Origin of the sequence: Rhodococcus sp. B10 (assembly GCF_011770055.1) — a bacterium.
GTDB classification, from domain to species: domain Bacteria; phylum Actinomycetota; class Actinomycetes; order Mycobacteriales; family Mycobacteriaceae; genus Rhodococcoides; species Rhodococcoides kyotonensis_B.
The window spans coordinates 299,335-325,550 of the sequence record NZ_JAAFYV010000001.1; the positions used below are offsets into that span (position 1 = coordinate 299,335).

The window sequence follows — 26,216 nt, forward strand, 5'->3', positions numbered from 1 at the left end:
AGCATCACGCTCATGAGACAGGACTCCATCGGCGTTGCCGTCATCGGCGGCGGAATGGCCGGCCGCGCCCACGCAGCCGGATACCGCATGGCATCGACCCTGTTCGGTACCGACCGTCCCGACGTACGGCTCGTCGCGATCGCCGACACGAACGAGGCCATCGCCGACGACACCGCCAAGCGCTACGGCTACGAACGTGCGGAGTACAGCTGGCAGGCCATCGCCGCTGCCGACGACATCCAGGTCGTCAGCGTCGTCGTCGCCAACCACCTGCACCGCGAGATCGTCGAAGGACTCCTCGCCGCGGGCAAGAACGTGCTGTGCGAAAAGCCCCTCGCCGGTTCCATCGCCGACGCTCAGTCCATGGTCTCCGCAGCAGCGTCCGCGACCGGCATCGCCTCCGTCGGCTACACCTACCGCCGCTCCCCCGCGGTCCAGGCCATCGCCGACGAACTCGAAGCCGGCCGCCTCGGCGACATCGTCCACTTCGACGGCCGTTACCGCGCCGACTACTCCCTCGATCCCACCGGACCGATTACCTGGCGCTACAAGGGCGGCCTCGGCACCGGCGCCCTCGCCGACGTCGGTAGCCACCTGATCGACCTCGCCGAATACGTCGCCGGACCCATCACCTCGGTCCGTGGCGCGCAGTTCTCCACTGTCATCACCGAACGCCCCGTCCCCGTCGGTGTCACCTACGGCCACACCAAGGCCGACACGACGGGCGAGATGGCTGCCGTCGAGAACGAGGACGTCGCCACCTTCACCGTGCAGTTCGAGGGTGGGTTCGTCGGAACGTTCTCCGCTTCCCGTGTCTCGCACTGCAACCCGGACGGGCTCTCGTTCGACGTGTTCGGCACGAAGGGCTCCGCGTCCTGGGCACTCGAGCGCGCCTCGGAGTTCCACATCTCCACCACCGACATCGACGACACGGTCAACGGCCGTCGTCAGGTCATCATCGGACCCCAGCACCCCTACATTCGCGGCGGCCTGCCCATGGATGCCGGCGGCGTCGGACACGGCAAGGCCGAGTTCTTCGCCTATCAGGCACGTGCGTTTCTGGATCAGGTTGCTGGAATCCAAGGTTTGCCCGAGCTCCCCGACTTCGCGCACGGCCTGCGCGGCATGCAGATCGTCGCCGCCATCACCGAGTCGGCCGCAGGCAACGGCATCGCCGTCAAGATCTGACAGTCGGGGGGCTCCGTCCCCAACAGCCCCCGAAAAGACCACCACCGCAGACTCTTACAAGGACTGACAACATGAAGCTCGGCGTCTACAACGCAATCCTGCACGACAAGACCCTGCCCGACGCCATCGCGACGGTCGCGTCCCTCGGTCTCGAAGGCATCGAGATCAACTCCGGTGGCTTCCTGCCCCCGAACCACCTTCCCGTCGACGACCTCCTCGCCGGAAAGATCAGCCCCGAGGAATACTTGAAGAACTTCGAGGGCACCGGCGTCTCCATCGCCGGCCTGAACTGCAACGGCAATCCCCTGCATCCCGATCCCGAGGTCGGCCCCGAGGACGCCGAGGACCTGCGCAAGTCCATCGAGGTCGCCGGACTGCTCGGCGTCGACCGCGTCGTCACCATGTCCGGACTACCGGCAGCACACGAGGGCGGCACGTGGCCGGCATGGCACGTCAACACGTGGGATTCGGGCTACCTCGACTCCCAGGACTACCAGTGGGACCAGGTCGCCGTCCCGTTCTGGAAAGAGATCGACTCCCTCGCCCGCGAGAACGGCGTCAAGGTCGCCATCGAGATGCACCCGCAGAACCTCGTGTTCAACCCGCCGACGATGAAGCGTCTGGTGGAGAAGGGCGGGCTGACGAACGTCGGCGCCGAAATGGATCCGTCGCACCTGTTCTGGCAGGGCATCGACCCGGTCAAGGCCATCGAATGGCTCGGACCGCTGGTCTTCCACGCTGCCGCCAAGGACACCCGTATCAACCCGAACTGCGAAATTTACGGCGTCCTCGACGACCGCTTCACGCGCATCCCTGCCGATCAGAACCCCACCGGTCTCGGCGGCAGGCACGTGGTCAACAAGTGGCCCGAGGACTCCGCCTGGGACTTCGTCGCCGTCGGTGAGGGCCACGACGTCGAGTTCTGGACCCGCTTCCTCGCAGCGCTTCAGAAGATCGACCCCAACATGGCCGTCAACATCGAACACGAGGACACCGCCTACGGTCCTCTCGAAGGTCTCCAGATCGCCGTCGATACGCTGAACAATGCCAAAGCTGCTCTCTGACAACGGCATCCGGGCGCAGCATTTCAGCCGCGCCCGGATGAGTCGTCTCAGACCGGCTTCTGTTGTCTACCGGTCGAAGTGCTCGGCAAGCCACGCGCCGATGTCGGCGGCAGCCAGCGAAGCACCCGGAGGTGCGCCGGGGGCGATCGGTCCTCCGAAATGGGTTCCTGCGACCCCGACGGTGGTCTTGTCGACCGAGCCCAATGCATCGAACATGACTTCGGCGTCCTCCGGGAAACACGCCTGATCGCCGGTCAATTCGACGAACAACGACGGCACCACGACGCCTGGAGCGCATCGAACGAAATCCGCGTTGGTGGACAGCCCCGACCATGTGGACAGCCAGGCGTCCGGTGTGGACAGACGCCCGAACCCGACGAGCCCGTAATTGGTCAGATCCGGCCGACGGCCGAACAACGACCCGTACGGCCGGTCGTTCGGACTCAACGACAGATCCATGAACCTCGGATCGGCGTCCGTCCGGTGAACGGTGAGGATTCTGGGGGCGAGGGCGGTTCGGCGGTCGACGGGGTTGCCGCTGGTCTCGAACCGTCGACGAGCGTCCGTCGCCTCGGCGACGCGGTCACGCGCGACCTCGTCGAGACGCTCGATTCGCTGCCGCTGCGCTGCGCGATACCGTACGAGGAATTCCGGTGAGTACGATGAACTTTCGGGCGCCTCGGCGAAACCGTTCGCCGGATCGAACGGATCGAGCGCCGAATCCACCGACATCGGATCCGATTCGTCGATGACCGACGGGTCGATCAACCGCAGCAGCAGAGCGCCCTGGCCGGGATGCGGTGCCATGAACAGCGCGCCGTCGGGGATCGGCATGTCGGCCGACGCAAGGTCGATCGGCCGTCCCGCCGGGGTTGTCGTCAATCGCTGCGAGGGCGCGAGGCCGGCCTGCTCGTGATAGAACGCGAAGAGCGTACCGCCCCCCGAATGACCCAACGTGACAACGTGATCGAATTTCTCCTGCACGAAGACCTGCCCCGCGGCGACGTCGAGAAGCGCCTGCTCGTGCACCAGGGCCAGATCGTTGTTGACCGATCGGGTGCCCTGAGTCCACACCGCGTAACCGCGAGCGAGCAGCTCGGGAACCAGAACGTGGTGTGTCAGGTCCTGCCGTGGATGCATCAACGTGACGACGGTGCGCGCGCCCGGGACGGTTCGTAGGACGCCGCTCACTCGGGCATCGTCGGCCGTCCGCAACTCGTGTACCGACGTCACGGTCGAGGGCGGCGCCTCCGCGGCATCGATGTAGCGGCCTGCGCCCAGCCTCGAACTGGTCGAGGTCATAGCGCGTCGACCCGCATCGCGTCCTTGTCCCACTGCAGAATTCGGGACCGATGCAAACCGGCGACACTGGAGTACCAGACTGCGTGTCTGCAGCCGGTCGCTCGGCGATCTATCACGATCTCGCCAGCGGATCGAATACGAAAGTACGGTCCGATGCGATCGATCTCCACCGCCGAATCCTGGCCTGCGACAGCGGCGATCGCGGTGTTCTCGGGAACATCCAGAACGAACAAAGTAGTCATCGAGTACCGACCTCTTCGGGAACCCAATCGGCTGCGCGTTCGACGATCAACTCAGCTTTGCGCGTCAACAGGTTCGCCATGCTGGGGTCGGGGCCGCGCACGACGTCGATGAGAGCGTCGATCGTCAGGTTGGCGTCGAGATCTTCCTGCGGGGTGACCGGACGCATCGCCCTCGTGATCTCGATCATGTATCCGTTGGGATCGTGCGTGTAGATCGACTCGATCGTCTCGTGCTGGATCTGCATCTCGACAGGCCATTCGCTGCCGTCGAGACGGCGCCGATACTCGAGCAGATCGTCCTCGCTGTCCACGTGGATCGCGAGGTGCCGTGATCGGATGAAGAAGATCGGCACGTCCTCGGCGAACCGCGAGTACGAATCCCCCTGTGGCCCACCGTCGAACGGTTCGAGTCCGAAGTAGTAGAAGAAGGCGAGTCGGTCGTCGTTTCCGATGTCGAAGAAGAAATGAATGAAATCAGGGTGCTTCTCCGGGCCCCAGCCTGCTGCGCAGATGGAGTGCACGACGGGGAACCCCAGGACGTCGCGGTAGAACTCGACCGTCGCGGCCGGGTCGAACGTCGGGTAGGCGACGTGGTCGACGCCTTTGACCTTGTGTGGGAGGGACATCTGATCTCCTTTCTAGAGAGTTACTGCCGCGTCTGCTCGAAGCAGGGACCCCGCGTCGGGCAGATCGACAGGTAGGTCGAGTGCACGAAGCAGGCTGTATGCGCCTGCGGTCGCTGCCGACAGAACCGGAATTCCGAACTCGTCTTCGGCTGCCTGCACGAGCGGCAGCGACGGCATCTGCACGCAGGCGGAAATGACGAGAGCGTCGACACCCGTCAACTCGAGCGACCGCGCGGCATCCATCACCCGTGCTCCGGGGATGCAACCGACCTCTGCATTGTCGGACACCTCGAGTGCGCGCCAGTCGACGATGTGAAAGCCTTCGGCTTCGAGGTATTCGACGACCTTCTCGGCCAGCGGCTTCATGTACGGCGTGACGAGTGCGATGGAGGTGGCCTTCAGCGCGTTCAATGCTTCCACCAACGCGCCGGCACTGGACCTGACGGCCGCGTCGGACCCTCCCGCCGCCAGTTGTTCGGCGACGAGCCCTTCGACACGCTGGTGTTCGCCGGGGCCGGCAGCCATCGGCGCGACCAGGCATGCGTACAGGATCGCGTCGACGTCGGCATCACCCAGTTCGAGAATGCACCGCTCACGTTGGGCATTCATCGCGCGCAGCTGTTCCGGTGACACGGCCTGCATGCGCATACGGCTGGAATGGAACGAAAAGCGCGCATCCGAGTGCCGCGCCAACAGCTCCGGCATCTCGGTCTCGACGGTCACATTGGAACTCGGTACGACGAGTCCGATGCGGTGAAAACTCATGGTGTGCCCTTCGAATCGAAGAAATTTACGCCAATGACGAGTATTCGACGTCCGCGACGATCCGTCAAGCCCGCCCCAGCTGCGCCATCCCGACCCGGCGGGCCATCAGGCAAGATCACAGGTGGTGATCCCGCTCACGTTTACTACTTGACATGTTTTCGTCAACGTCGAATACTCGACGCAGACGTAAGCGGTGTTGGAGCACGCACTCACACCTCTCGGGCGTCTTCGACTCGGACCTAAGGAGCACACCGACATGACCTACGTGATCGGAGTGGACGTCGGCGGCACGTTCACAGACGCAGTACTCGACGACGGATCCGGTACCGTCGTCGCAGCCAAGGCACCCTCGACCCCGCCCGACTACTCCCAGGGCGTCATCGACGTGCTGGAAGTTCTGGCCGCTCAGCTCGGCCTACCGGTTGCCGAGATGCTCGCGAACACCCACCACATCGCACACGGCACCACGTCGTCGCTCAATGCGCTGGTCATGGGCAACGTTCCCCCGGTCGGCTTTCTGACCACCAAGGGGCACCGAGACTCGATCTACATCATGAACGTCGAGGGCCGGTACCTCGGCCGGTCACCGGAGCAACTGCAGAACGTGCTCGGCCAGAGCAAGTCTCACGGCCTCGTGCCCAAGAAACATGCCCTCGAGGTCACCGAACGCCTCGACCGCGACGGCAACATCGTCGTCGCCCTCGACGAGGACTCCGCGCGTGATTCGATCCGCCGGCTCGTGGACGACGGCGTGTCGGGCATCGCCGTATCGTTGCTGTGGTCGTTCCGAAACCCGGTGCACGAACAGCGAATTCGTGAACTCGTGCACGAGATCGATCCGACCATGTTCGTTTCGCTCTCGTCCGAAGTAAGTCCTCGCATTCGCGAGTTCGCCCGCAACGCGACCACGATCATGAGCACCCAGATCGGTCCGGGGCTTCGCGACTACCTCGGTTCACTCGAAGAGAAGCTGCGCGCGCTCGATCTGGCCGGTCCTCTGTTGGTCATGCAGAGCAACGGCGGCGCCGTCGCTGCCTCCGAAGCACCGAACAATGCCATCAGTACCGTCGGTTCCGTCCTCACCGGTGGTGTCGTCGGGGCGGTCTCGCTCGGCAAGCAACTCGGGCACGAGAACATCATCGCCACCGACGTCGGCGGTACCACATTCCTCGTGGGACTCGTCGTCGACGGAGAGCCGGTACGAGCGTCCAGCACCATCATCAACCACCACCCGATCAACGTGCCCACCCTCGAGGTGCACGCCATCGGATCGGGCGGCGGCGCGATCGCGTGGGTCGACGCAGGCGGCAACCTCCAGATCGGACCACACAGCGCACAGGCAGTACCGGGCCCCGCGTGTTACGGCCAGGGCGGAACCGAACCCACCAACGCCGACGCGAACCTCGTCCTCGGGATTCTTCCCGAACGCGGATTGCTCGGTGGCCGAAAGGCTCTCGACAAGGAAAAGGCACGCGAGGCCATCCGGCGTCGCATTGCCGAACCGCTCGGACTGACTGTCGAGGAGGCCGCCGCCGCGATCTACGCCGTTCAGAACGCTCAAACGGGCGACCTCCTCCGCAAGACCGTCGTCGAAGCGGGCCACGACCCACGAGATTTCGTTCTCTACGCCTTCGGTGGTGCAGGACCAGCGCACTGCGCCGGATACGCAGCCGAGGTCGGAGTCAAGGAAGTGATCGTGCCGCTCGGACAGGTCGCGTCGGCCTTCTCGGCCTACGGCCTGGCGTCGTCGAACATCGTTCTGGCAGCCGAGTTGTCCGATCCCGCAGCCATGCCACTCGATCCCGCCCGTGCAGAACAGAATTTCGACGGCCTCGAGCAACGAGTCCGCGAAGCGCTCGGTCGACAAGGCCTGAAGTTCGCCGACATCGAGATCGAGCGCGAGATCGACATGCGGTACACGATGCAGCTCGCCGAGGTCGCGACGTCGATACCCGCAGGCAATCTCGACGCCGCGAGCATCGCTCATGCGTCGGACCTGTTCGAGATGCGGTACGCGGACCTGTACGGCAAGGACAGCGGATTCCGCGAGGCAGGAATTCAAGCCATCACCTATCGCGTACGCGCCACCGGCGTCCTCCCCTTCTCCCCGACACTCCCGGAGCTGAAATCCGCCGACTCGGCCGACTCGGCCGACGCACGCATCGGATCACGGCAGGTGTGCCTCGACGGCCGAATCGGCTACGTGGACACCGACGTCTACGACTACAGCAAGCTCGCCGCGGGCCACGTCATCACCGGTCCCGCGATCGTCGAGGTACCCACCACGACCGTCGTCGTTCCGCACGGCACCACAGGCACCGTCGACCGCCTCGGCAACCTGAACATCGTCGCCCAGTAAGCACCCAGGAGCATTCCCATGACATCAGCGATTCCCGGCTCGGAAGTGTTCTCGAGTCGACCCGTCGACCCCGATGCTTTGTCCCGTTCCCTTCCGCCGAACCTGCCGATCCATACCGTCACTCAGGAGCAGATCGACGATCTCGATCCCCTGACGTACGAGGTCGTACGGCACAGGTTGTGGTCGGTGACGGACGAGATGGGCGAGGCACTCAAGCGTATGTCCGGCTCCCCCATCGTCACCGATGCGAACGACTTCGACTTCGCCATCAGCGACGAAGTGGGACAAGAGGTTCAGGTCGGTCTGTACAACACAATGCTCGTCGGGGCCGTGGACTTGGCGATCTATTGGACGCTACAGAACCGAGCCACCAATCCCGGCATCGAAGAGGGCGACATGTTCCTCTGCAACGACCCGTGGGTCGGCGGCGGACTGCATCAGAGCGACGTCATCGTCTACCAGCCGATCTTCCACGACGGCAAGCTGTTCGCATGGACGAGCGCGATCTGCCACGAACCAGACCTCGGTGGCTCCGGCCTCGGATCGTTCGACCCGTCGGCGAAAGACGTCTTCTCCGAATCACTTCCGACCCCACCTGTCAAAGTGGTTCGCGGACAGGAACTTCAGCGTGACATCGCCGACCTGTGGGTCAGGCGGTCACGAGTGCCCATGCTCGTCGGCCTCGATCTGCGAGCGAAGATCGGCGCCAACACCGTCGGACGCAACCGTATGCTCGCCGTCATCGAACAGTACGGCGCCGATACCGTCAAAGCCGTCATGAAGCGCATGATGACCGACGCCGAATCGCGCCTCCGCACCAAGCTTTCATCGCTTCCCGACGGAACGTGGAAGGCGACCGGCTACCAGGACCAGTCGAGCGTGGGTGATCGCGACGTCCACAAGATCACCGTCGCGATGACCAAGACCGCCGATCACCTGACGTTCGACTTCACCGGGACGGACCAGCAGACCGGCGTCATCAACTGCACCTACGCAGGTATGCGCGGCGGCGTCATGCTCGCCCTGCTCCCGATCCTGGCCGGTGACATCCCGTGGTCGGCAGGCGGGCTGATGCGTTGCTTCGACTTGGTGTCCGAGGAAGGCACGATCAACAACGCGAGCTTCCCCGCTGCCGTCAGCCGAGGCCCCATCGGACCAGCCTGGTTGACCGGCAACCTCATCGCCGAATGCCTGTCACAGATGCTCGACAGGTCCGTCGACCTGGGCAAGAGCGTGCAGGCCGCATGCTGCGGCACATGGGACACCGCTGTGATCGCCGGCCTGGACGAACGAGCCGAACAACCGGTCCCGTTCCTGAACATCATGATGGAGCCCATGGCGGGCGGGTACGGGGCGCAACCTACAGCCGACGGCATGGATACCGGTGGCCTCTTCTGCATCCCGATGGGCCGCATCCCCGACACCGAAATGACCGAGTTCCTGTACCCGCTGCTGACGCTGTGGCGTCGCGAAGAGCCCGACTCCGGCGGCCCGGGACGCCACCGAGGCGGTGTCAGCGCGTCGCTCGCGGTGACACCCTACGGAACGTCGCTCCCCATGGGTCTCGTCCTGGCCTCCGCAGGCAAGGCCGTGGCACAGAACAACGGTCTCGCAGGCGGCTACCCAGGCAACACCGGTCTCGAGATCCTGGCGCGCGGCACCGACATCAACGAGCAATTCGCGGCAGGCAGGATTCCGTCGACTCTCGACGAAGTCGCGGGAGGCCAGGAATTCGGCCCCTGCTATGCCGAAAGCTACGTTGCGCCAGGCGAAGTCCTGTACATGCACTGGCAGGGCGGCGGCGGATACGGCGACCCGCTGCGTCGCGATCCGGCTGCGGTGGTCGTCGACCTCCGCGAAGGCAAGGTCACCGAAGAGGGCGCGTCGGCCGTCTACGGTGTCGTCGTCGACGCCGGTGCCGTGGACGAATCGGCCACGGCCGATCGGCGCCGGGAGATGTTCGCGCAGCGTCGAGCCCGTTCCACGACGCACGGCGACGCCCCCACGATGGATCTGACGCTCGCGCGCCGTCTCGACGACAATCTCGCCGAGATCACCGTCGCCGACGTCCGCGTCGTCGCGTGTGCCCATTGCGGACGCCTCCTCGGCGACGAGAAGAACGACGGCACACTGGAGTTGGCTCGCTACGAAGGACCGTCCTCGGAGGCAGGGCCGCAGGTGACGTCCGACGCCTCCGAGTACGTCGACACTCCGATCGTGTTCCGTCAGCTCTGCTGCCCGGGATGCTGGACCGCCATCTACTCCGGCATCGTTCCTGCCGACCATCCCGATCACTCGCTCGAGATGTCCCGGCTTCTTCCCGCGGTGGCAGAAAGATGACGATGGCAGCGAGTCAGACGTACTTCGACTGGGGTGGGCACTTGGTGCCCTATCCGGAAGAGCGCGCACGCCGCTACCGCGACAGCGGTTCGTGGAGTGACCTCCCTACGGGCAGGCGGTTCCACGAGGTTGCACTGCGGTACCCCGACAGGCAGGCTCTCGTCACGGCCCAAGGCTCGCTCACCTACGCCGAACTGGACCGTCGCACCGACGCGATCGCCGCAGGTCTGATGCAGTTGGGATTCACGCGACTCGAACCTGTGCTCTTCCAGATCACCAACCGCCTCGAGACCGTCCTCGCCTGGTACGGGTGCATCAAAGCCGGCCTGGTGCCGGTTGCCACGCTGGCCGCGCATCGGATGCACGAGATCGGCCACGTCAGCAAGACCGTCGGCGCTGCACTGCACATCGTCGAGGCAGAATTGCCGTCGTTCGACCTGGTGCAGTTCGCCCGTGAGCACGCGTCGGGCAGCGAGACCGTGCGACGCGTCATCACGGTGGGAAGCAACAGTGGCGATGAAATGCGTCTCGAAGATCTCGGACACGGAATCGACCCGGGTGACGCCAGGGCGGCGGTCGAAGCGATCGAAGCGGACACCGACCCCCAGGACGTCGTCGCCTTTCAGCTCTCCGGCGGAACGACGGGTGTCCCCAAGGTGATTCCGCGCATTCACGCCGAGTACTGGAACAACGCACTGCTCTATGCGCAACGACTCGAATGGACGATGGACAGCCGGGTCGCGCACCTGATTCCGATCGTGCACAACGCCGGTATCTCGTGCGGGCTGCATGCATCGCACGCCGTCGGAGCATGCCTCGTTCTGGCAACGGCCGACCCCGGACCCGCACTCGACCTCATGGAGTCCGCACGGGCCACCGAAGTCTTGATCGGCCACGGTCACTACCAGACCGTGCTCGATCCGGACTTCGACAGGGTGCGAGGCGCACTGAAACATGTCATCCTGTCCGGGGCCAAGGTGTCGAATGCGTTGATGGACCGCGTCGACGACGGGGAAAGCCACTGGGCCGGGCAGCTTTTCGGAATGTCGGAGGGCTTGTTCACGGTCACGCCGGTCGACGCACCACGTGAGGCCCGCATCGCAACCGTCGGCACACCGGTCTCACCGGACGACGAAGTGCGCATTCTCGACCCGGGCACCGAGACCGAACTCGCGGACGGGGAGGTCGGCGAACTGAGCTGCAGGGGTCCGTACACCATCGCCGGTTATTTCGCAGCGCCAGAACACAATCGGACGGCATTCACCTCCGACGGGTTCTACCGCACCGGCGACCTCGCATCGGTCACCGTGATCGACGGCCAGCGGTTCGTCACGATCGAAGGCCGCATCAAGGACCTGATCAACCGCGGCGGAGAGAAGATCAACGCCGAAGAACTCGAAGTTCTCCTGCTTCGACACCCCGGCATCGTGGGTGTGGCCGTCGTCGCGATGCCCGATCCGCGTCTCGGCGAGAAGACGTGCGCATATCTCGTTGCGGCAGAACAGGAGTTGACGCTCACCGAGGTCCAGGACCATCTGACCCAGCTCGGCGTCGCCAAGTTCAAGTGGCCCGAGCGCCTCGAATGGCTCGACTCGTTGCCCCGAACCAACGTGAACAAGATCGACAAGAAACGGCTTCGGATGGACATCGCTGCGAAGGTGCAGACCGAAACCACGCCCGGGTCCACCTCGTAGACCGGGTATCACGTTCGAACACTGGAGTATCCATGAAACTCGACCGCGTCGCAGTCATCGGCGGGGGGCCAGGCGGCCTCTACGCAGCACGACTGCTCAAACTGTCCAACCCCGACGCAGAGGTCACCGTCTACGAACAGAGCGCGCCGGACTCGACGTTCGGGTTCGGCGTCGGTCTCGCATCGCGAACTCAGCGCAACCTTCGCGCAGCCGACGCGGCATCGCTCGATGCCATTGTCGCCGAGGCCTATTCGCACGAGATGTCGTTGCAGGTGGGAGACCGGACGGCGCGCCTTGCACACGGGGATCTCCTCGCGATTGCACGCACGACCCTACTGGCCGTACTGCAGGACCAAGCGAGGGACGCCGGGGTACGTCTGGAGTTCGGCGAACGCCGCCATGCCCAGGAGCTCGACGTCGACCTCGTCATTGCGGCCGACGGAATCAACAGTGCGACGCGCTCCGGCGAGCCCGCTTTCGGAGCCGACATCTCCACCGGTTCCGGGCTCTATCTGTGGTGTGGAACGGATTTCGCGCTGCCGAGCGCGATCTTCGTCCCGGTCACGACCGAGCACGGGACGTTCGTCGCACACGCTTATCCGTATGCGTCCGATCGCAGCACGTTCCTCGTCGAAACGGAGGAAGAAACCTGGCGTCGAGCAGGATTCGACGCCGCGGATTCCGTCGAGCCCGGCGACAGCGACGAGGCGTCGTTACGGTACCTCGAAGCCGCGTTCCGCGAGACGCTGCAGGGACACAGCCTTATCGGCAACCGAACACGGTGGATGCGATTTCGGACCGTCTCCTGCCGCAGCTGGTCCGTCGGAAACGTCGTCCTTCTCGGCGACGCCGCCCACACCGCGCACTACTCGATCGGCTCGGGCACCAAGCTGGCCATGGAAGACGCCATCGCGCTCGACGCCGCTCTGACCTCTGCGAACTCCATCGACGACGCACTCACCGAGTACGAGCGTGTTCGTCGCCCGGATGTGCGGCACCTCCAGGAAATCGCGCGTCGCAGCGAACACTGGTGGGAGTCGTTCCCCCAGCGCATGGACCTGCCCGTCGAGCAACTGATGGTTGCCTACATGACTCGCGCGGGAAAGGTCGGCTTGGAACGGTTTCTCGAATCCGCACCCGACGTCGCGTGGAACGGTATTGCGAGCTACGCGAACATCGGTGGCCATGTCGAGCCACCCGAGGAAATCTCCGACTGGGTTCTGCACCGTCCACTCGCACACCGTCGAGGCACATTCGACACCCGATACGCCCCAGCGTCTTTGCGCGACGAGCCGTCCACGGCCGTGCTGTCCGTCGACGTCGAATCGGCATGGAACGAGAAAGCCACGGCGCTCGTCGACGAGGCTCGCGCGTGTGCCACCGTGTGGTTGACGGGTCCGCCCGACCGGACGGCTGTCCTCACGCGGCTCGACGTGGCCGAGCGGATGATGCGTGGCAGCGATGCTCTCGTCGTCGTCGCCGTCCCGTCGACCTGCACGTCCGACGCTGTCGCAGGGCTCGTCAGCGCGCGCACGCACCTCGTGTCGGTGGAGTCGTGACTTTGGCGACGGTTATCCTTCGACAATGACACGCGAGGACGCATCCCGGGGATCCGCGCGCAACCCGCGTCGCGAGCTGGTCGAGAATCAAATACTCGACCAGGCGACGCGGCTGTTCGCGGAGAAGGGCTTCGCCAGCACCACGCTGCAGGACATCGCCGACGCCACCGGACTCACGCGGCCTGCTTTGTATCACTACGTCGCGAACAAGGACGCACTTCTCGCGAGGCTCGTCAGCGAAAGCACCGAGACACCTGCCGCGGTGTTGCACGACATCAACGAAAGAACGGATCTCGGCCCCACCGAGAAATTGCGCAAGATGGCCACCGCGATCGCGCTCAACCAGGCGCAGAGTTCCGATCGCTTCAAACTGATCATCCGATCGGAAGCCGACCTGCCAGAAGAGATTTCACGGAAGTACCAGCAGAGCAGACGGCACGTGTTGAAAGAGTTCGTCCTCGTCATCGAACGTGGCATCAAGACCGGCGAGATGCGGCCCGTCGACCCTCGCACCGCGGCCCTGGGCATCATCGGCATGCTGAACTGGGTTGCCTGGTGGCATCAAAGCGGCGATCCCGACGCCGATCGTTCGGTAGCAACGCATCTCGCTGACATGGCCATCCGAACCGTCGCCAAGAACGACGGCGAACCGTCGGCGCCCGAGGGCCCGGAGCGAGCGATCGCCATGCTCCGCCAGGACCTCGACTATCTCGAGAGGCTCCTGAAGGACTGAGCAGCTGCTCCGGGCGCGGCTCGCGTGTCTAACGCACCGCCCGGCGCACACGTAGCGAGGCTGCGGCGGCGAGGGTGATGATCGATCCGACTGCGGCAGCGCCCAACAGCCACACTCCCTGAGGAAGGCCGAAGTTCCAGCCGAGGAAATTGACGTTCTCGTGCACGGTGTTCTGCAGCACGAAGATCACCAGGGCGATCGTGAACACCAGAGCCACGATCAGCGACAGCTTGGCTGCGAATCCGCCGCGGCGGCGCGGGCGGGCGGGTGCGATGGGAGTGGAATCGGCGGTAGTCATGTTCGGTCCTCACGGTAGAAGTGAATGGTTGCGGGAGCGGGGCCGCCGACCAGGTCGGCGGCCCCGAACACGCCAGGCAGTGATTGCGGCAGGGCGGTTTTACTTGAACGTGTCCTTGATGTTCTCGCCGACCTTCTTCACTCCCGCCTTGCCCTGATCGGCCTTGCCCTCGGCTTCGAGGTCCTTGTTGTCGGTGATGTCGCCGACGACTTCCTTGGCCTTTCCGAGGGCGTCTTCCGCTGCGTTCTTGGCCTTGTCGACAAAGCTCATGTCTTCCACCTTCTCGTTGAGCGTGATCAAAAGTTGCAGTAAGTAGTCGGTTCTCACGCCCGAAAACAAACGGCACGCATCTGTGATCTACCTCACAGTTGGATCGCCCATCCGCCGGCCTTGGCCTGCCGAATACCCGATTCGAATTCGGCCTTCTACCGGCGCCTTTGGCTGTAGAACGTGTCGAGTAAGTCGAAGTCCCGAAGGTCCGGGTCCTCATGTCGGAGTGTTGCCACAGCGTGCACGATCGGCGGGGTTCTGGTATTGCGCACGCACGACTCAGGCTCTCTGAAGATGGGCGGCCTGAGCAGCGTCGAAGACGGACGGGCGGGCCGGTCCACGTGCACCCCGGAAGGACTGGGGTCCCAGCATCAGCCGCGGCCGAGGCTGCGAAAATCGTTGTACGTCAACGGGAATGGGGCCGACTGACGGTGTTGCGTGCGCCGCTCCCACAGATTCGCTGATCGAGACAAGACGTGCAGCGGGGTCTTCGTACAGATGCTTTCGCTCGGGATCGCCTAGGGCTTTCCTGCGGGCGCGGGCGTCGAGAATGCTCACGGCGACCATCCTCGATTCGAACCACCTCGACCGCAGCAGATCGCGTACGGTCTCCAGGTCGAGGTGCGCATTCGCTTTCGCCAGGTCGAAAACGTGCTTCATACGAACGCCGACGACCTGCGAGCGGTCGACCCGCTTCGCTATCGGATCGACCTGTTCGGCACTCGGGCCGAACGTAGGTCACGTTCGATCTTTTCGCACATCACCGTTCATCTCTCGCCTCCCGTTGTGGTCCGACAATGCACCTAGAGATGACTGGCGTCGACCCGAGGAGTAAGCAATCGTCACGTACCGGACATTTCGAGCCAGGCCCCGCTAGGGTTGACCGGTGTTCCAATCCCACCCTTCGATGCCGTCCAGGATGCGGCATCGTTCAGAATTCCGAATCGGAGATACAGCAGATGGCGCGTGAATTGGTGTGGACCGGCTTCATGTCGATCGACGGAGTCGTCGACTCCCCCGGTGGTGAATCGGAGGGCCACCCCAGTGGCGGCTGGGTCGTCCGCACGCCGTTCGTTCCCGAAGCGTTCTCCCTCAAGGGCGAGGAACTCGCCGATACGACAGCATTGATGTTCGGCCGCAACAGCTATGAGGCATTCGCTCCGATCTGGGTCGACTCGGAGGACCACGCCGCCTACAAGGAGCTTCCCAAGTACGTGGTGTCCACCTCACTCGAGGATTCCGCGCTGATCGACGGCTGGGGTGACACCACTGTTCTGCGGTCGACCCAGGAGGTCGCCGCGGTGAAGGAACAGGATGGTGGAGCAATCTTCGTCCATGGCAGCGGCGAACTCGCTCGCAGCCTCGCCGACGCCGGCTTGATCGACCGATACAACTTGTTGGTGTTTCCGGTCGTTCTCGGTGCAGGCAAGAATCTGTTCAGCCATCAGAGCCGGCCCGAGCAGCGCCTCGAACTCCGCGAATCCGAGGCCTACTCGAACGGGGTCGTCAAAGTCGTGTACGACGTCGTTCGCTGACGGGTCGAGGCGGAGAAGGCTTGGGCGCACAACGCTGCCCTTGACTACGCACTTGCATTTTGCAAGTGTACGTTGCATGAGCCTGTTCATCACTTGCCCGGTCGACGACGTCCAACGCGCGACCGAGTTCTACACCGCACTCGGCTGGACCCTCAACGCCGACATGTCCGATCACAACGTGTCCTGCTTCGCGATCGCACCCGAGCAATACGTCATGCTCGGCAGCCGCGAGATGTACGCGAGCGTCGGCGGCACCGAAGAGCTGATCGGCGGACCCTCCACACCCTCGAAAGTCACGGTGTCCTTCGACCTCGACAGTCGCGAGGCAGTCGACGCACTCGTCGAACGTGCCGCCGCTGCGGGCGGGCGTATCGGCGACACCGACGACTATCCCTTCATGTACCAACGCCAGTTCGACGACCCTGACGGCTACCACTACTCGCCGTTCTGGATGAAGCCGGACGTCGACACGACTGCATGAGCGACCTCGCCGCCGCCCTCGACGTCGTAGGAGCGCGGTGGGCGCTGCTGATCGTCGAGCGGCTGCTAGACGGGCCCCAGCGATACGGCGACCTGCAACGTGACCTCGGAGTGCCGACGAACATGCTCGCAACCCGCCTGCGCGAGCTCGAAGCGGCAGGCGTCCTCACCCGTCTACCCCTGCGGCACAACACACGGGCCTACGCACTCACCGACCGCGGACACGACCTCCGCGAGGCCATCGATGCGCTCGGACGTTGGGCGGCCGACCTCTAGGTCTATCGAATTTCAGGTGTGTGGGATCACGACCGCGCGTCCATTGATCTGTCCACGCGCGAGCTTGTCATACGCTTCGGCGGCTTCGTCGAGCGTGAATGTTTCGACTTCGACCTGCAGCTGGCCGCGTCTGGCCATGGCGAAGACTTCGATCAGTTCGCTTCGGCTTCCCCAATACGGTGATCTGACATCGACGTCGAACGCTGTGGTCTGAAATCCCACCGGCAACTTTCCCCCGCCGATGCCGATGATGGAGACGTCGCCTTCGGCGCCTACTACCGCTGCGGCTGTGGTGACGGTTGATTGGCTCCCGACGAAGTCGAAAACCGACTGAACCCCTGCGGGCCCGGCCAGCGTACGGATGGTCGCTATCGCTTCGTGATCGCTCTGGATGGCGTGGTGTGCCCCGTGTCGAAGGGCCAGTTCGAGTTTCGCTTCGGTCAGATCGGTGGCGATGACCGTCGAGCCGGTCAGCTGCCGCAGTATCTGGACGGCGACGTGGCCCAGACCCCCCACCCCGATAACCAGAGCTGTGCTTCCGGCGGTGAGTTTGGGAATCGATTTCTTGATTGCGTGATAGGGAGTCAGGCCGGCGTCGGTCAGCGACACGTTCGCTACAGGGTCGAGGTCGTGGAGAGGGACGAGATGGCGAACGTCGCCGACGATCATGTACTCGGCGATTGCCCCGGGAGAACCCAGCCCGGGAGGGCGGATGGACAAAGATCGTGCATGGATACAGTAATTCTCCTTTCCCACAGCACATTTCACGCAAAGACCACAGCCCCACGGTCCGTAGACGGCCACCGCATCGCCTATTCCGACACCGCCGACTCCCTCGCCCAAAGCATCGACGACGCCTGCTCCTTCGTGGCCGAGCGTCAGCGGTAGTCGGCCGAAGCGGAAAGCCGATTCTGGTGTGTTCATGACAACGTGGTCCGAATGACAAAGGCCAGCTGCTGTCACTTTCAGGCGAATTTGTCCCGGTTGCGGATCGGGTGTCGGAATGTCCACCACTTCCGGAACGTGCCCGAAGACGCGGTACTGCAGGGCTTTCACTTATTCTCCTTCGGGTCGAGCGCTGTCGACGAGATGCCCGTGACGCCGTGCCGCGGTCCTCCGTGGCGCAGGGGTCGTGTCGGCGGGTATTGCGGCTGACCGAAACCCCGGTACGCGTGCACTGATCTGCGTGACTCGTTCTCGTGCATTAGTTTTCGGACGGGGTGATCGACGTTGCGTCCCGCGCGGCCTCCCGGGGAAGCACCGGGGCCGGGCCCTGACTTGTTCGTGGCCTGGTTCGAGCGGCCAAAACCAGCAGTAGCGCGACAGTTGCAATGACCGCTTGAACCGCCCACGAGGTCGAAAATGCGCTCCAGGGCAGCGTCGCACCGTCGTCGCCCGAGCCTCCCGTGAGAACGGCTCCGCATACCTGGGCGCCGATCGTTCCCGCAACGGCTTGAATGGCGAAGTTCAGCCCGTTGAATTCGGTCACCTTTTCAGCCGGTACGCCACTGACAACCAGGTTCAGCGACTGAGTCATCGAGACACTGATCCCGAAATTGACGAACAACGCCGCCGCCAAGATGGTGACGATGCTGCCGCGTTCTCCCAGGCCGATCATGATTGCCGCACCGAACATGATCGCGATCGGTCCGATGGCGGACGCGAATCGTGGTCCGACCTTCCTGTCCAGGAAGGAGATCAGGGGGGCGGTCAGTCCCATCAACATAGCCGACACGAGCACAAGTGAGGTGGCCGTCGCGGACCTGCCCAATCCGTGAGACACCGAGTCCGGGAGCTGCATCTGCAACGGAACGCTGATCAGGGTGGCATTGATCGAGAACCCGGCGAGGAACATCATCCCCGACGCCGCCACGACAGTGAGGCTTCCCATCAAGCGAATGTCGACGAGGGGTTGATCGACGGTGAGTTCTCGACGGATGAACAGGAGGAGACCCAGTAGCCCAGCGGCGGTCAGTAGAACGAACTTCGGCGACAGCCACCCCCACTGCGGGGCGAACGTCAAGGCGAGCAACACACATGCGAGCCCCGCCGCCAGGAGGAGGCTGCCGACGACATCGAGACTCGGCCGCTCGCCACTGCGTAGTCGTGGCGAACGCGGTACGAAGACCCACACGGCTACGAAGCACAACGTCAAGGCAACGAACGGCACCCAGAAAAGCCATCGGTAAGAAAGGTAGTCGGCTATCGGTCCGGCAATCATCGTCCCGGCCGCGGTACTGGCGAAGATTGCTGCAACCATGAAACCGTTCGCAGATTTGGTGCGGGACTCGGTTTGCGTGTCGCGGATGATGCCGATCGCCAGGGGCACGGTACTCAGGCCGATACCTTGCAGGAGTTGGCCGGCGATCAGCATGCTGATCGACGACGACAGGGCAGACGTCAACGTGCCGAGCGCCACGATGGTCAGCACGACGAGAAGTGCCCGTCGTTTGTCCCAAACCTCCCCGAGTCTGCTGACAATGGGGGTAGCGATCGTTCCGGTCAGCAGTACGCCCGTCAGCACCCACGCAATGGTCGACGCAGGAGCCTGAAACTCTTCTTGCAGAACGGGGAGCGCTGGAGGTGTTACCGACTCGTTGAGTCCTTTGAAGGCTGCCACACAGGCAATCGACGTAGCGAGGACGGCGGTGGCGTTGGTTCGTACCTGTGCGTGTGACATGCGAGTTCTGTTCAAGCGCATGAGCGCTCCTTCGAGGAGGGAGATGGCAGACCGCGCATCGTTGCGCTGGCCGTCGGAATGGACGCCGGTAGAGTTTGCTGTGGGAAGAGATAATCCATGAGTCTGTTCGGTGGCGCGCAATCGCCCGAGTTCGTGCACGCGACGCGTGCCGCCTGCCACGTCAAGTAACGACGTCGAGGACGAAAAGCTCTGTAGCAGGCGACGTTTGCGGTACACCCGTGTTCTGTTCGTCGGGCGGCAGTTCTGCAACACCAGACCCGAGCTTGACGTAGCGCGTGCGACTTGCGCTGCGACGTAGGGCGATGGTGACCATGCCAGACAACTCCTTGAATGTGAGTCAAAATTAACATAGATCTGGTGGTGTGATCTTGTCAACACCTGGAGTACGCGTCGTGTACCGGTAGCGTCGGATTCAAATCCACAGTGGAGTGCATCATTTCGCGCTGCCATCGACAGGCCGCGTTGCGTGACCGACGAGCAGCGATAGAGTGTCGTGGACGATACCGTGAAATATCCTTAACTGCTTGTCGAATCGTCTCGGTCGCCCGACCACGCAGTCGTCGACGTGCGCCGAGCTTGCCCTGCCTTTGGGTGTTCGTGCTTGCATGGGCTAGGTGGCGCGTTCTGTGTCTTCGACGAGTTCCAGCAACGCTTCGACCGCCGTGGTGGTAGGCCGCACAGCCGATGTAGCTACGGACAGGGCGAGAGTCAGATCGGCGTCGACTACGGGGACGACAGGTAGGTCGATGACGGCGTCGAGGATGTAGCGCGGCAACAGCGCGACTCCGAGGCCATGGCGGACGTAGTCGACGCCGGCGGCGAGATCGGTTATCTCGATGCTGACACGACGCTGTATCCCCGCGTGATCGAAGGCGCGATCGATCACCGTCCTGGTGCCGTATCCGACTGGGGCGTCGATGAAGTCGAGCCCGGCCAGGTCAGCGATCGAAGCTCCGTTGCTGCCGTCGAGTACATACTCGTGCGGTATCACCAGATCCAACACCGAGAACGCGAGACTGCGTAGGACGACACCCGCTGGACGTTCTTCCGGTTGGGACACGAATGCCAGGTCGAGACTGCCGTCCGCGACTGCTTCGAGAAGACCCTGTGTCCCTGACGGGGCGGCCCTGGTCAACAGCCGCACGCGTGGGTAACGACGGTGGTAGTGGCCGAGTAGTTTGGGAAGATCGTACAGAGTGATCGATCCGATGATTCCGATACGCAGAGAACCGCGTAACCCGCCGTTGACCTCATCGACGACCTCCCGCGCAGACCGAGCAGCCTCGAGCACCGCCCGTGCCCGCGGCAACAGTGCCGCACCAGCATCGGTCAGTAGAACGCGCTTGGAGTTGCGATCGAGCAGGGTCGCCCCGAGCTCGCGCTCTAGCGCTTTGATCGCTGCCGAGACGGCCGACTGCACGATGTGCAGTCGGCCGGCGGCGCGAGTGAAATTCCGTTCGTCGGCAACTGCGACGAAGTACTCGAGATGACGTAGCTCCATTGAACAAGAATCTCCGTTCGCGATAGTTTCGAGCTGCTTTTCATGTTGGACTGCGAACTGTGTCGACGGAGAGAATTCTCTCGTCGAACCTTCTTCCACATCTCGCATCGGAGTCATTCATTGATCTCGCATAGAAACAGCTCAGATTTTGCGCGGCATGCACACCGCTGCGAAAATCGCCGCCACGGCGTCGGATTCTGGATCGTGGCGGTTGCATTTCTGACTGCAATGGCATTTTCCACAGCACCTAGCCCGCTCTACCCGATTTATCAACAGCTCAACTTGCTTTCGACATTCACCGTGACTGTCGTTTTCGCGGTGTATGCCCTCGGGGTGGTGTTCAGCCTGTTACTGGTCGGCCACGTATCCGACTTGGTGGGGCGTAAGAAAATCCTGATTCCGGCACTGCTACTGGAGTTGGGTGCGGCAGTCCTGTTCATGACGAGCAGCTCACTGGTTGTGCTTCTGATTGCCCGGTTCGTGACGGGTCTGGGCATCGGGATTCTGACTGCCACTGCAACGGCGTATTTGTACGAACTGCACGCTCGACACCGTCCCGATCGGCCGAGCCACCGCTTCGACAATGTTTCGACCCTTGCCAATATCGGCGGTCTCGGGGTCGGCCCGCTGATTGCGGGGGCACTGTCGCAGTGGACCGACGCGCCCCTGCAGGCACCTTACGTCGTGTTTGCGGTAGCGCTGGCGGCAGTAACCGTTGCGGTCGTCATCGTTCCCGAGACCACCGTTGCGCCGTCCGTGCGCATCGCATATCGCCCGCAACGAATCGGTGTCGGTCAGGGTGATCGGCCGCGCTACATCGCCGCCGCGACGATCGGCTTTGCGTCATTCGCCGTGATCGGATTGTTCACCTCTGTCGCGACGGGATTCGTTGCGGGAACCCTGCACCAAACGTCTCGGATGCTCAGCGGTCTGATCCTGTTCCTGGTGTTCGGGGCTGCTGCGCTATCGGGAACATCGACGCGTCGCCTGTCGCCCCATGTGAAAGCACGGTCGGGAATGGGCGCCATGATGGCCGGCATGGCGGCCATCATGGCGGGCAGTGCGGGCCAGCACTTTGTCGTCTTCGTCGTTGGAGGTGTCAGCGCGGGTGCCGGGGCCGGAATTCTGTTCAAGAGCTCGGTCGCCACTGTGGCAGCGATGGCAGTGCCCGCTGCTCGAAGCGAGGCGCTCGCTGGACTGTTCTTCGTGTCCTATCTGGGCCTGAGCTTGCCGGTATTGAGCGTAGGGGTCACGACACACTTCGTCGCGCTCTCGACGGCTATCTCAATTCTCGTGGGAGTGGTACTCGTGCTGCTGTCGACGGTTGCTTGGTTTACGCGTGGCACGTTCGTCGCCCGCTCGAAATAGGTGCCGAGGACTCATCGACCTGTCGATCGGTCAGCGGTTGCACTGCGCTATGGGCTGGTCGAGTCTGTTCGAACGCTTCGAACAGTCGGCCGCGGCGCCGTCAACGCCTGGAGCGCGGCGTTCGACATGGTCGCGATAGTGGCGTCTTGATCCAACCCTCGGTTGAGCGTAGGAAGCGTATTGAGCATCGAGAACACCGAATGCGTCAGAAGTCGAACCTCGGGCTCGGACAAGTCCGGACGCAACGGTGCAACGATCGAAATCCACTCCTCGGCGTATTGGTTCATAGCGCGGCGGATACGACGACGGTCCACTTCAGGAAATGCATGCTCGTTCTTGAGAAAGATCAGCGTCGTCGGCGCAGCGGACAATACAGACCGGATATGAAAATCGACCAAGGCCTCCAACGCGTCGCGCGGTTCTGATACCGATTCGACTGTCTCACGCGCATATTTCTGGAGAAATTCGAGAGGGTTTTCCACCACGGCGATGAGCAATGCCTGCTTGTTCTGGAAGTGGCGGTACAGTCCCGGCCCCGAGATGCCGGCCTGGGCACACACCATTTCCACGGTCACCGAATCGTAAGCGTTGTGTAGAAACAGGTCGGCAGCAACGCGCAAGAGGGCCTCCCGGCGAGTACGGCGCGCTGCCGGTTCCATCCTCGCATCCCGTGCGTCAGTCATGCTCATACGTTAACCACCGTTCGTCGGATCTGAAGCCACCGCACCTGTGCGATCTCGCATCGACAGCCGCAGGCGGCTTCAATGTTAACAGTCAGTAACTCGATACATGTCGCAATGCGAAAAGCGAGCATCGCGCCTCGCATCAGGTGTGTAGCTTTCGCGCAAGTCTTCGCTGTTGAAACGTTCTGTGGAGAAAATCCGCCGAATCTGTTGACATGGACGGTGACTGAGCTTACGTTAATCATCATTCACATCACTGCATCACTGACCGGAAGGGTTGAGGACGATGCGATTCATTTTCATGAGTGAGGGCGAGACGCCCGCGGGCCACACGCACGAGCACCGCTACCGAGAACTCATCGATGAAGTTCTGCTGGCAGAGGAGGTGGGCTTCGACGCTTTCGGCACTTCCGAGCAGCATGTTGCCATCGGTACAGCGACGACGTCGGCACCCGAGGTGATCTACCCGTATCTAATGGCGCGTACGAGCCGCATTCGGTTCATCCACCTGGTGACCCTTCTGCCCACGCGCATCAACCACGCTCTCCGTGTGGCGGAAAGGCTCGCCACCGAGGACATTCTTTCCAACGGACGCGTGGAACTGGGTGTGGGACGCGGTAACACCACACTCGCTCTGCGAGCGTTCGAAGTCTCGCCTGCGGAGAACAAGGCGCAACAGCTCGAGGGTCTCGAGGTAATACGTCGTGCGTTGCACAACGACGTCTTCTCTTTCGTGGGCGAACATTACAAGATCCCTCCACGAAGCCTGGTGCCTAGGGGAATTCAGACTCCGTACCCCCCGATTCACATGGCAACCGGCTCGCCCGAGTCGGTTCGCGCCGCGGCCGAGCTGGGGGTCGGAGCCATCGTCGGAGGGTTCTATCTCGGCTTCGAGTTCCTCGAGAACATGCTGAGAATCTACGACGAGGCGCTCGCAGGCGCGGCGCACACCTACCCGCTACAGGCACAAAAGCTGGTGGCAGTCGGTGGCGGGATGCACTGCGCCGAAACCCGGGACGAGGCGCAGCACTGGGCGCGGAAGTTGACAGAATCGGTCGCTCTGTCGACCGACGCCTACCAGCGACTGTCGAAGCTGTCGAGCGACTATCAGTACATGGGAGCGGTCAAAGACCTCGACTTCCACGACGAGCGGTACATGTTCGAAGATTCGTCGGGCTTCATCGTCGGCGATCCCGACGATTGCATCGCGCAGGTTCAGCGGTTCGCCGACCTCGGTGTCGATTCCTTGGTAATGCGCATCGACGGACTCCCGCACAGAGAACTCATGAAGTCGATCGAATTGTTCGGCAAATACGTGATCCCGCACTTCAAGAACCCGCGTGCGGTCGTGCGCAGTCCGGAAAAAGTGCTCGACGACATTCGGGCCGCACGGCCCGACCACTACGCCGAGGTCGAAGCGCTCGCCGCGGCTGACAACACCCGATCACACGCACCATCGAAGTAGAAGGAGTTCTGATGACCACGCTGCCCGCAGACGATATTTTCAGCAAGTACCCCGAAGAAATTTCGATCGAGCGTAAACCCCACGGGGTTCTGCTCATCACCATCAACCGCCCCGACCGACTCAACTCGCTCACCATGCCGATGTTCAAGGCGATGGCCGACATCTGGGTGGACGTCGACCGAGATCCACAGACACGGGTTGCCGTCGTCACCGGGGCCGGCCGCGGTTTCTGTACGGGAATGGACGTTCGTCAGCCAGACCCTACTCTCGACGACGCAATCGAGCTGATGGAAGACGAACGCCGACGGATCTCGACCCTGCTGAACATGGACAAGCCTCTGATCTCGGCCATCAACGGTCCCGCAGTGGGATGGGGCCTGTCGATGGCACTGCTCGCCGACATCAGCGTCGCAGCAGACGATGCGCTGCTCCGCGATGGACACACCCGCATCGGCGTCGTAGCCGGAGACCACTCCTCCCTCATCTGGCCTCTTCTGGTCGGCATGGCCAAAGCCAAGTACTACCAACTCACCTCGGCAAGCTTGACCGGCGCAGAAGCAGAACGCATGGGACTGGTGAGCTTGGCGGTACCGAAGGACGACGTCCTGGAACGGGCGCTGGCCATTGCCGACGATCTTGCGCAAGGCTCCCAGCAAGCCATCCGCTGGACCAAACGCTCCCTCAACACCGGATGGCTGACCAACGCACTGCCCCAGCAGGAACTGTCTGCAGCACTGGAAACCATCGGATTCGCCAGCGCCGACTACATCGAAGCACGACAGGCCTTCCGCGAAAACCGGCCCGCACGCTACCCCTCGGCCCACGGGAACAGTCATTCCGTCCTCGTCGCCTCGACCCATAACGTAGCGAACTGACCATGACTGATCTCGCCATCGAGCACGCGGACGGCATCGTGCTCGATGATCACGACGGAGTTCTCGTCCTCATTCTGGACCGCCCGCCCGCAAACTCCCTCGATGGCGCACTCATCGAAGCGATCGGTCGATTGTTCACCGATCTCGCAGCCACGCCGACCCCGCCTCCGGTCGTTCTCACCGGAGGCGGCGAGCGGTTCTTCTGCGCAGGAGGCGACATCAAGGAACTCGACTATGCGCAGCGCGGTGACATGGACTCCCGGATGCGCAACTTCCACGCGATGCTCGTCGCACTCGAGTCGTACCCGCGCCCCGTCGTCGCCGCGGTGAACGGGCACTGTGTGGGGGGCGGATTGGAGCTTGCACTCTTCGCCGACGTCATCTTCGCCGCCCACACTGCACGTTTCGGGTTTCCTGAGATCAACCACGGGTTGCTTCCAGCGGACAAAGGCATCCAGCGCGCCTCCCGCCTGCTCGGAGTACGCGCGACCAGGCAGATGGTGTTGTCAGGCGATCTGTTCAGTGCCGAGCGTGCACATCGGATGGGCATCGTCGACGAACTGATCGATCCCGATGGACTGCTCGACGCGGCCGTCGCTGCGGCACGCGCTGCCGGTCGAAAAGCTCCCGTGCTGTACGCAGCGCTCAAACGCAGCGTGAACAACCCGAACGCACACCACGACGACGATTCTCTTCGGCGAACCCTCGTCGCCTCCACCGAATATTTCGACGATCCGACCGCAGCCCGCCTACGCCAGAGCTGGAATCGTGACCGCCCACGCACCCCTGCCCGGCAATGACGGCCGACCCCGACAGCTCGACGATCAGCGTGCTCACAGTGTGGCGGCGACAGGGACGTCGACGGACAATCCTATGAACAGAACGCTTCTCA

The 26,216-nt window shown here is 63.1% G+C and carries 25 protein-coding genes; 14 read left to right on the forward strand and 11 right to left on the reverse strand.

The genetic code is table 11. From position 1 onward, the window contains the following. Positions 1-12 precede the first annotated feature (12 nt). Together RhoFasB10_RS01075 and RhoFasB10_RS01080 are read left to right on the forward strand one after the other, a co-directional pair. Positions 13-1,188, forward strand: coding sequence for a Gfo/Idh/MocA family oxidoreductase (locus RhoFasB10_RS01075; protein WP_068432078.1), 1,176 nt, complete (start codon positions 13-15; stop codon positions 1,186-1,188). 71 nt (positions 1,189-1,259) lie between these two features. After that, on the forward strand, positions 1,260-2,252 hold the full coding sequence (locus RhoFasB10_RS01080; protein WP_068431777.1) for a sugar phosphate isomerase/epimerase: 993 nt from the start codon (positions 1,260-1,262) through the stop codon (positions 2,250-2,252). Positions 2,253-2,318: 66 nt separating this feature from the next. Here the strand turns inward: RhoFasB10_RS01080 and RhoFasB10_RS01085 are convergent, their stop codons facing one another. Genes RhoFasB10_RS01085 through RhoFasB10_RS01100 form a run of 4 tightly spaced genes read right to left on the reverse strand, consistent with a single transcriptional unit; the run spans position 2,319 to position 5,187 of the window. Then, the gene (locus RhoFasB10_RS01085) at positions 2,319-3,554 is read right to left on the reverse strand and encodes an alpha/beta hydrolase (protein WP_167674718.1); all 1,236 of its coding nucleotides are present in this window, start codon (positions 3,552-3,554) and stop codon (positions 2,319-2,321) included. Then, positions 3,551-3,796: a hypothetical protein gene (locus RhoFasB10_RS01090; protein WP_068431782.1), complete on the reverse strand. Its 246-nt coding sequence runs from the start codon at positions 3,794-3,796 to the stop codon at positions 3,551-3,553. Before RhoFasB10_RS01090 ends, RhoFasB10_RS01085 begins: the two co-directional genes overlap by 4 nt. Then, positions 3,793-4,422, reverse strand: coding sequence for a VOC family protein (locus RhoFasB10_RS01095; RefSeq protein WP_068431785.1), 630 nt, complete (start codon positions 4,420-4,422; stop codon positions 3,793-3,795). Before RhoFasB10_RS01095 ends, RhoFasB10_RS01090 begins: the two co-directional genes overlap by 4 nt. 12 nt (positions 4,423-4,434) lie before the next feature. Then, entirely contained in the window at positions 4,435-5,187 is a 753-nt protein-coding gene (locus tag RhoFasB10_RS01100) for a maleate cis-trans isomerase (protein ID WP_167674720.1), read from the reverse strand. 256 nt (positions 5,188-5,443) lie between these two features. Between RhoFasB10_RS01100 and RhoFasB10_RS01105 the strand changes: the two genes are divergently transcribed. The 5 genes from RhoFasB10_RS01105 to RhoFasB10_RS01125 are packed head-to-tail and all read left to right on the forward strand — an operon-like array spanning position 5,444 to position 13,872. Next, positions 5,444-7,546 (forward strand): hydantoinase/oxoprolinase family protein, encoded by a 2,103-nt coding sequence (locus RhoFasB10_RS01105; RefSeq protein WP_068432081.1) that lies wholly within the window; start codon positions 5,444-5,446, stop codon positions 7,544-7,546. 18 nt (positions 7,547-7,564) lie between these two features. Further along, entirely contained in the window at positions 7,565-9,886 is a 2,322-nt protein-coding gene (locus tag RhoFasB10_RS01110; RefSeq protein ID WP_167674722.1) for a hydantoinase B/oxoprolinase family protein, read from the forward strand. A 2-nt stretch (positions 9,887-9,888) separates the two neighbouring features. Continuing rightward, positions 9,889-11,580: an AMP-binding protein gene (locus RhoFasB10_RS01115; RefSeq protein WP_167674725.1), complete on the forward strand. Its 1,692-nt coding sequence runs from the start codon at positions 9,889-9,891 to the stop codon at positions 11,578-11,580. Between the two features lie 32 nt (positions 11,581-11,612). Beyond that, a complete protein-coding gene (locus tag RhoFasB10_RS01120; RefSeq protein ID WP_167674726.1) occupies positions 11,613-13,139 on the forward strand; it encodes an FAD-dependent monooxygenase in 1,527 nt (508 codons plus the stop codon). A 25-nt stretch (positions 13,140-13,164) separates the two neighbouring features. Continuing rightward, positions 13,165-13,872 carry a TetR/AcrR family transcriptional regulator gene (locus RhoFasB10_RS01125; protein WP_206030354.1) on the forward strand — a complete coding sequence of 236 codons (708 nt, stop codon included), beginning with the start codon at positions 13,165-13,167 and terminating at the stop codon, positions 13,870-13,872. Positions 13,873-13,900: 28 nt separating this feature from the next. On the opposite strand, the gene RhoFasB10_RS01130 is transcribed toward RhoFasB10_RS01125, so the two are convergent. Beyond that, positions 13,901-14,170 (reverse strand): DUF1049 domain-containing protein, encoded by a 270-nt coding sequence (locus tag RhoFasB10_RS01130; protein WP_114329878.1) that lies wholly within the window; start codon positions 14,168-14,170, stop codon positions 13,901-13,903. 99 nt (positions 14,171-14,269) lie between these two features. Then, positions 14,270-14,440, reverse strand: coding sequence for a CsbD family protein (locus tag RhoFasB10_RS01135; RefSeq protein ID WP_068432087.1), 171 nt, complete (start codon positions 14,438-14,440; stop codon positions 14,270-14,272). 959 nt (positions 14,441-15,399) lie between these two features. Between RhoFasB10_RS01135 and RhoFasB10_RS01145 the strand changes: the two genes are divergently transcribed. The 3 genes from RhoFasB10_RS01145 to RhoFasB10_RS01155 all read left to right on the forward strand — a co-directional run bounded on the left by RhoFasB10_RS01145 (position 15,400) and on the right by RhoFasB10_RS01155 (position 16,731). Continuing rightward, positions 15,400-15,975, forward strand: coding sequence for a dihydrofolate reductase family protein (locus RhoFasB10_RS01145; RefSeq protein ID WP_068431860.1), 576 nt, complete (start codon positions 15,400-15,402; stop codon positions 15,973-15,975). A gap of 76 nt (positions 15,976-16,051) precedes the next feature. After that, on the forward strand, positions 16,052-16,456 hold the full coding sequence (locus tag RhoFasB10_RS01150; RefSeq protein ID WP_114329879.1) for a VOC family protein: 405 nt from the start codon (positions 16,052-16,054) through the stop codon (positions 16,454-16,456). Then, the gene (locus tag RhoFasB10_RS01155) at positions 16,453-16,731 is read left to right on the forward strand and encodes a helix-turn-helix domain-containing protein (RefSeq protein WP_068431866.1); all 279 of its coding nucleotides are present in this window, start codon (positions 16,453-16,455) and stop codon (positions 16,729-16,731) included. The genes RhoFasB10_RS01150 and RhoFasB10_RS01155 overlap by 4 nt, the downstream gene beginning before the upstream one ends. Positions 16,732-16,743: 12 nt before the next feature. Here RhoFasB10_RS01155 and RhoFasB10_RS01160 read toward each other — a convergent pair whose 3' ends face one another. From RhoFasB10_RS01160 to RhoFasB10_RS01175, 4 genes are all read right to left on the reverse strand, one after another. Then, a complete protein-coding gene (locus tag RhoFasB10_RS01160; RefSeq protein ID WP_068431869.1) occupies positions 16,744-17,787 on the reverse strand; it encodes an NAD(P)-dependent alcohol dehydrogenase in 1,044 nt (347 codons plus the stop codon). A gap of 148 nt (positions 17,788-17,935) precedes the next feature. Further along, positions 17,936-19,432, reverse strand: a complete 1,497-nt coding sequence (locus RhoFasB10_RS01165; protein WP_068431872.1) for an MFS transporter — start codon at positions 19,430-19,432, stop codon at positions 17,936-17,938. Positions 19,433-19,592: 160 nt separating this feature from the next. Then, entirely contained in the window at positions 19,593-19,745 is a 153-nt protein-coding gene (locus tag RhoFasB10_RS01170; protein ID WP_157105438.1) for a hypothetical protein, read from the reverse strand. Between the two features lie 297 nt (positions 19,746-20,042). Further along, on the reverse strand, positions 20,043-20,933 hold the full coding sequence (locus tag RhoFasB10_RS01175) for a LysR family transcriptional regulator (protein ID WP_167674728.1): 891 nt from the start codon (positions 20,931-20,933) through the stop codon (positions 20,043-20,045). 204 nt (positions 20,934-21,137) lie between these two features. Between RhoFasB10_RS01175 and RhoFasB10_RS01180 the strand changes: the two genes are divergently transcribed. Then, a complete protein-coding gene (locus RhoFasB10_RS01180; protein ID WP_206030355.1) occupies positions 21,138-22,301 on the forward strand; it encodes an MFS transporter in 1,164 nt (387 codons plus the stop codon). A 47-nt stretch (positions 22,302-22,348) separates the two neighbouring features. Here the strand turns inward: RhoFasB10_RS01180 and RhoFasB10_RS01185 are convergent, their stop codons facing one another. Next, positions 22,349-22,984 carry a TetR/AcrR family transcriptional regulator gene (locus RhoFasB10_RS01185; RefSeq protein WP_206030356.1) on the reverse strand — a complete coding sequence of 212 codons (636 nt, stop codon included), beginning with the start codon at positions 22,982-22,984 and terminating at the stop codon, positions 22,349-22,351. 286 nt (positions 22,985-23,270) lie between these two features. Here RhoFasB10_RS01185 and RhoFasB10_RS01190 point away from each other — a divergent pair, with 286 nt between their 5' ends. The 3 genes from RhoFasB10_RS01190 to RhoFasB10_RS01200 are packed head-to-tail and all read left to right on the forward strand — an operon-like array spanning position 23,271 to position 26,124. Next, entirely contained in the window at positions 23,271-24,449 is a 1,179-nt protein-coding gene (locus RhoFasB10_RS01190) for an LLM class flavin-dependent oxidoreductase (RefSeq protein ID WP_068431878.1), read from the forward strand. Between the two features lie 11 nt (positions 24,450-24,460). Continuing rightward, positions 24,461-25,324 (forward strand): enoyl-CoA hydratase/isomerase family protein, encoded by an 864-nt coding sequence (locus RhoFasB10_RS01195; protein ID WP_167674730.1) that lies wholly within the window; start codon positions 24,461-24,463, stop codon positions 25,322-25,324. 2 nt (positions 25,325-25,326) lie between these two features. Continuing rightward, a complete protein-coding gene (locus tag RhoFasB10_RS01200; protein WP_068431880.1) occupies positions 25,327-26,124 on the forward strand; it encodes an enoyl-CoA hydratase/isomerase family protein in 798 nt (265 codons plus the stop codon). Positions 26,125-26,216: the final 92 nt, after the last annotated feature.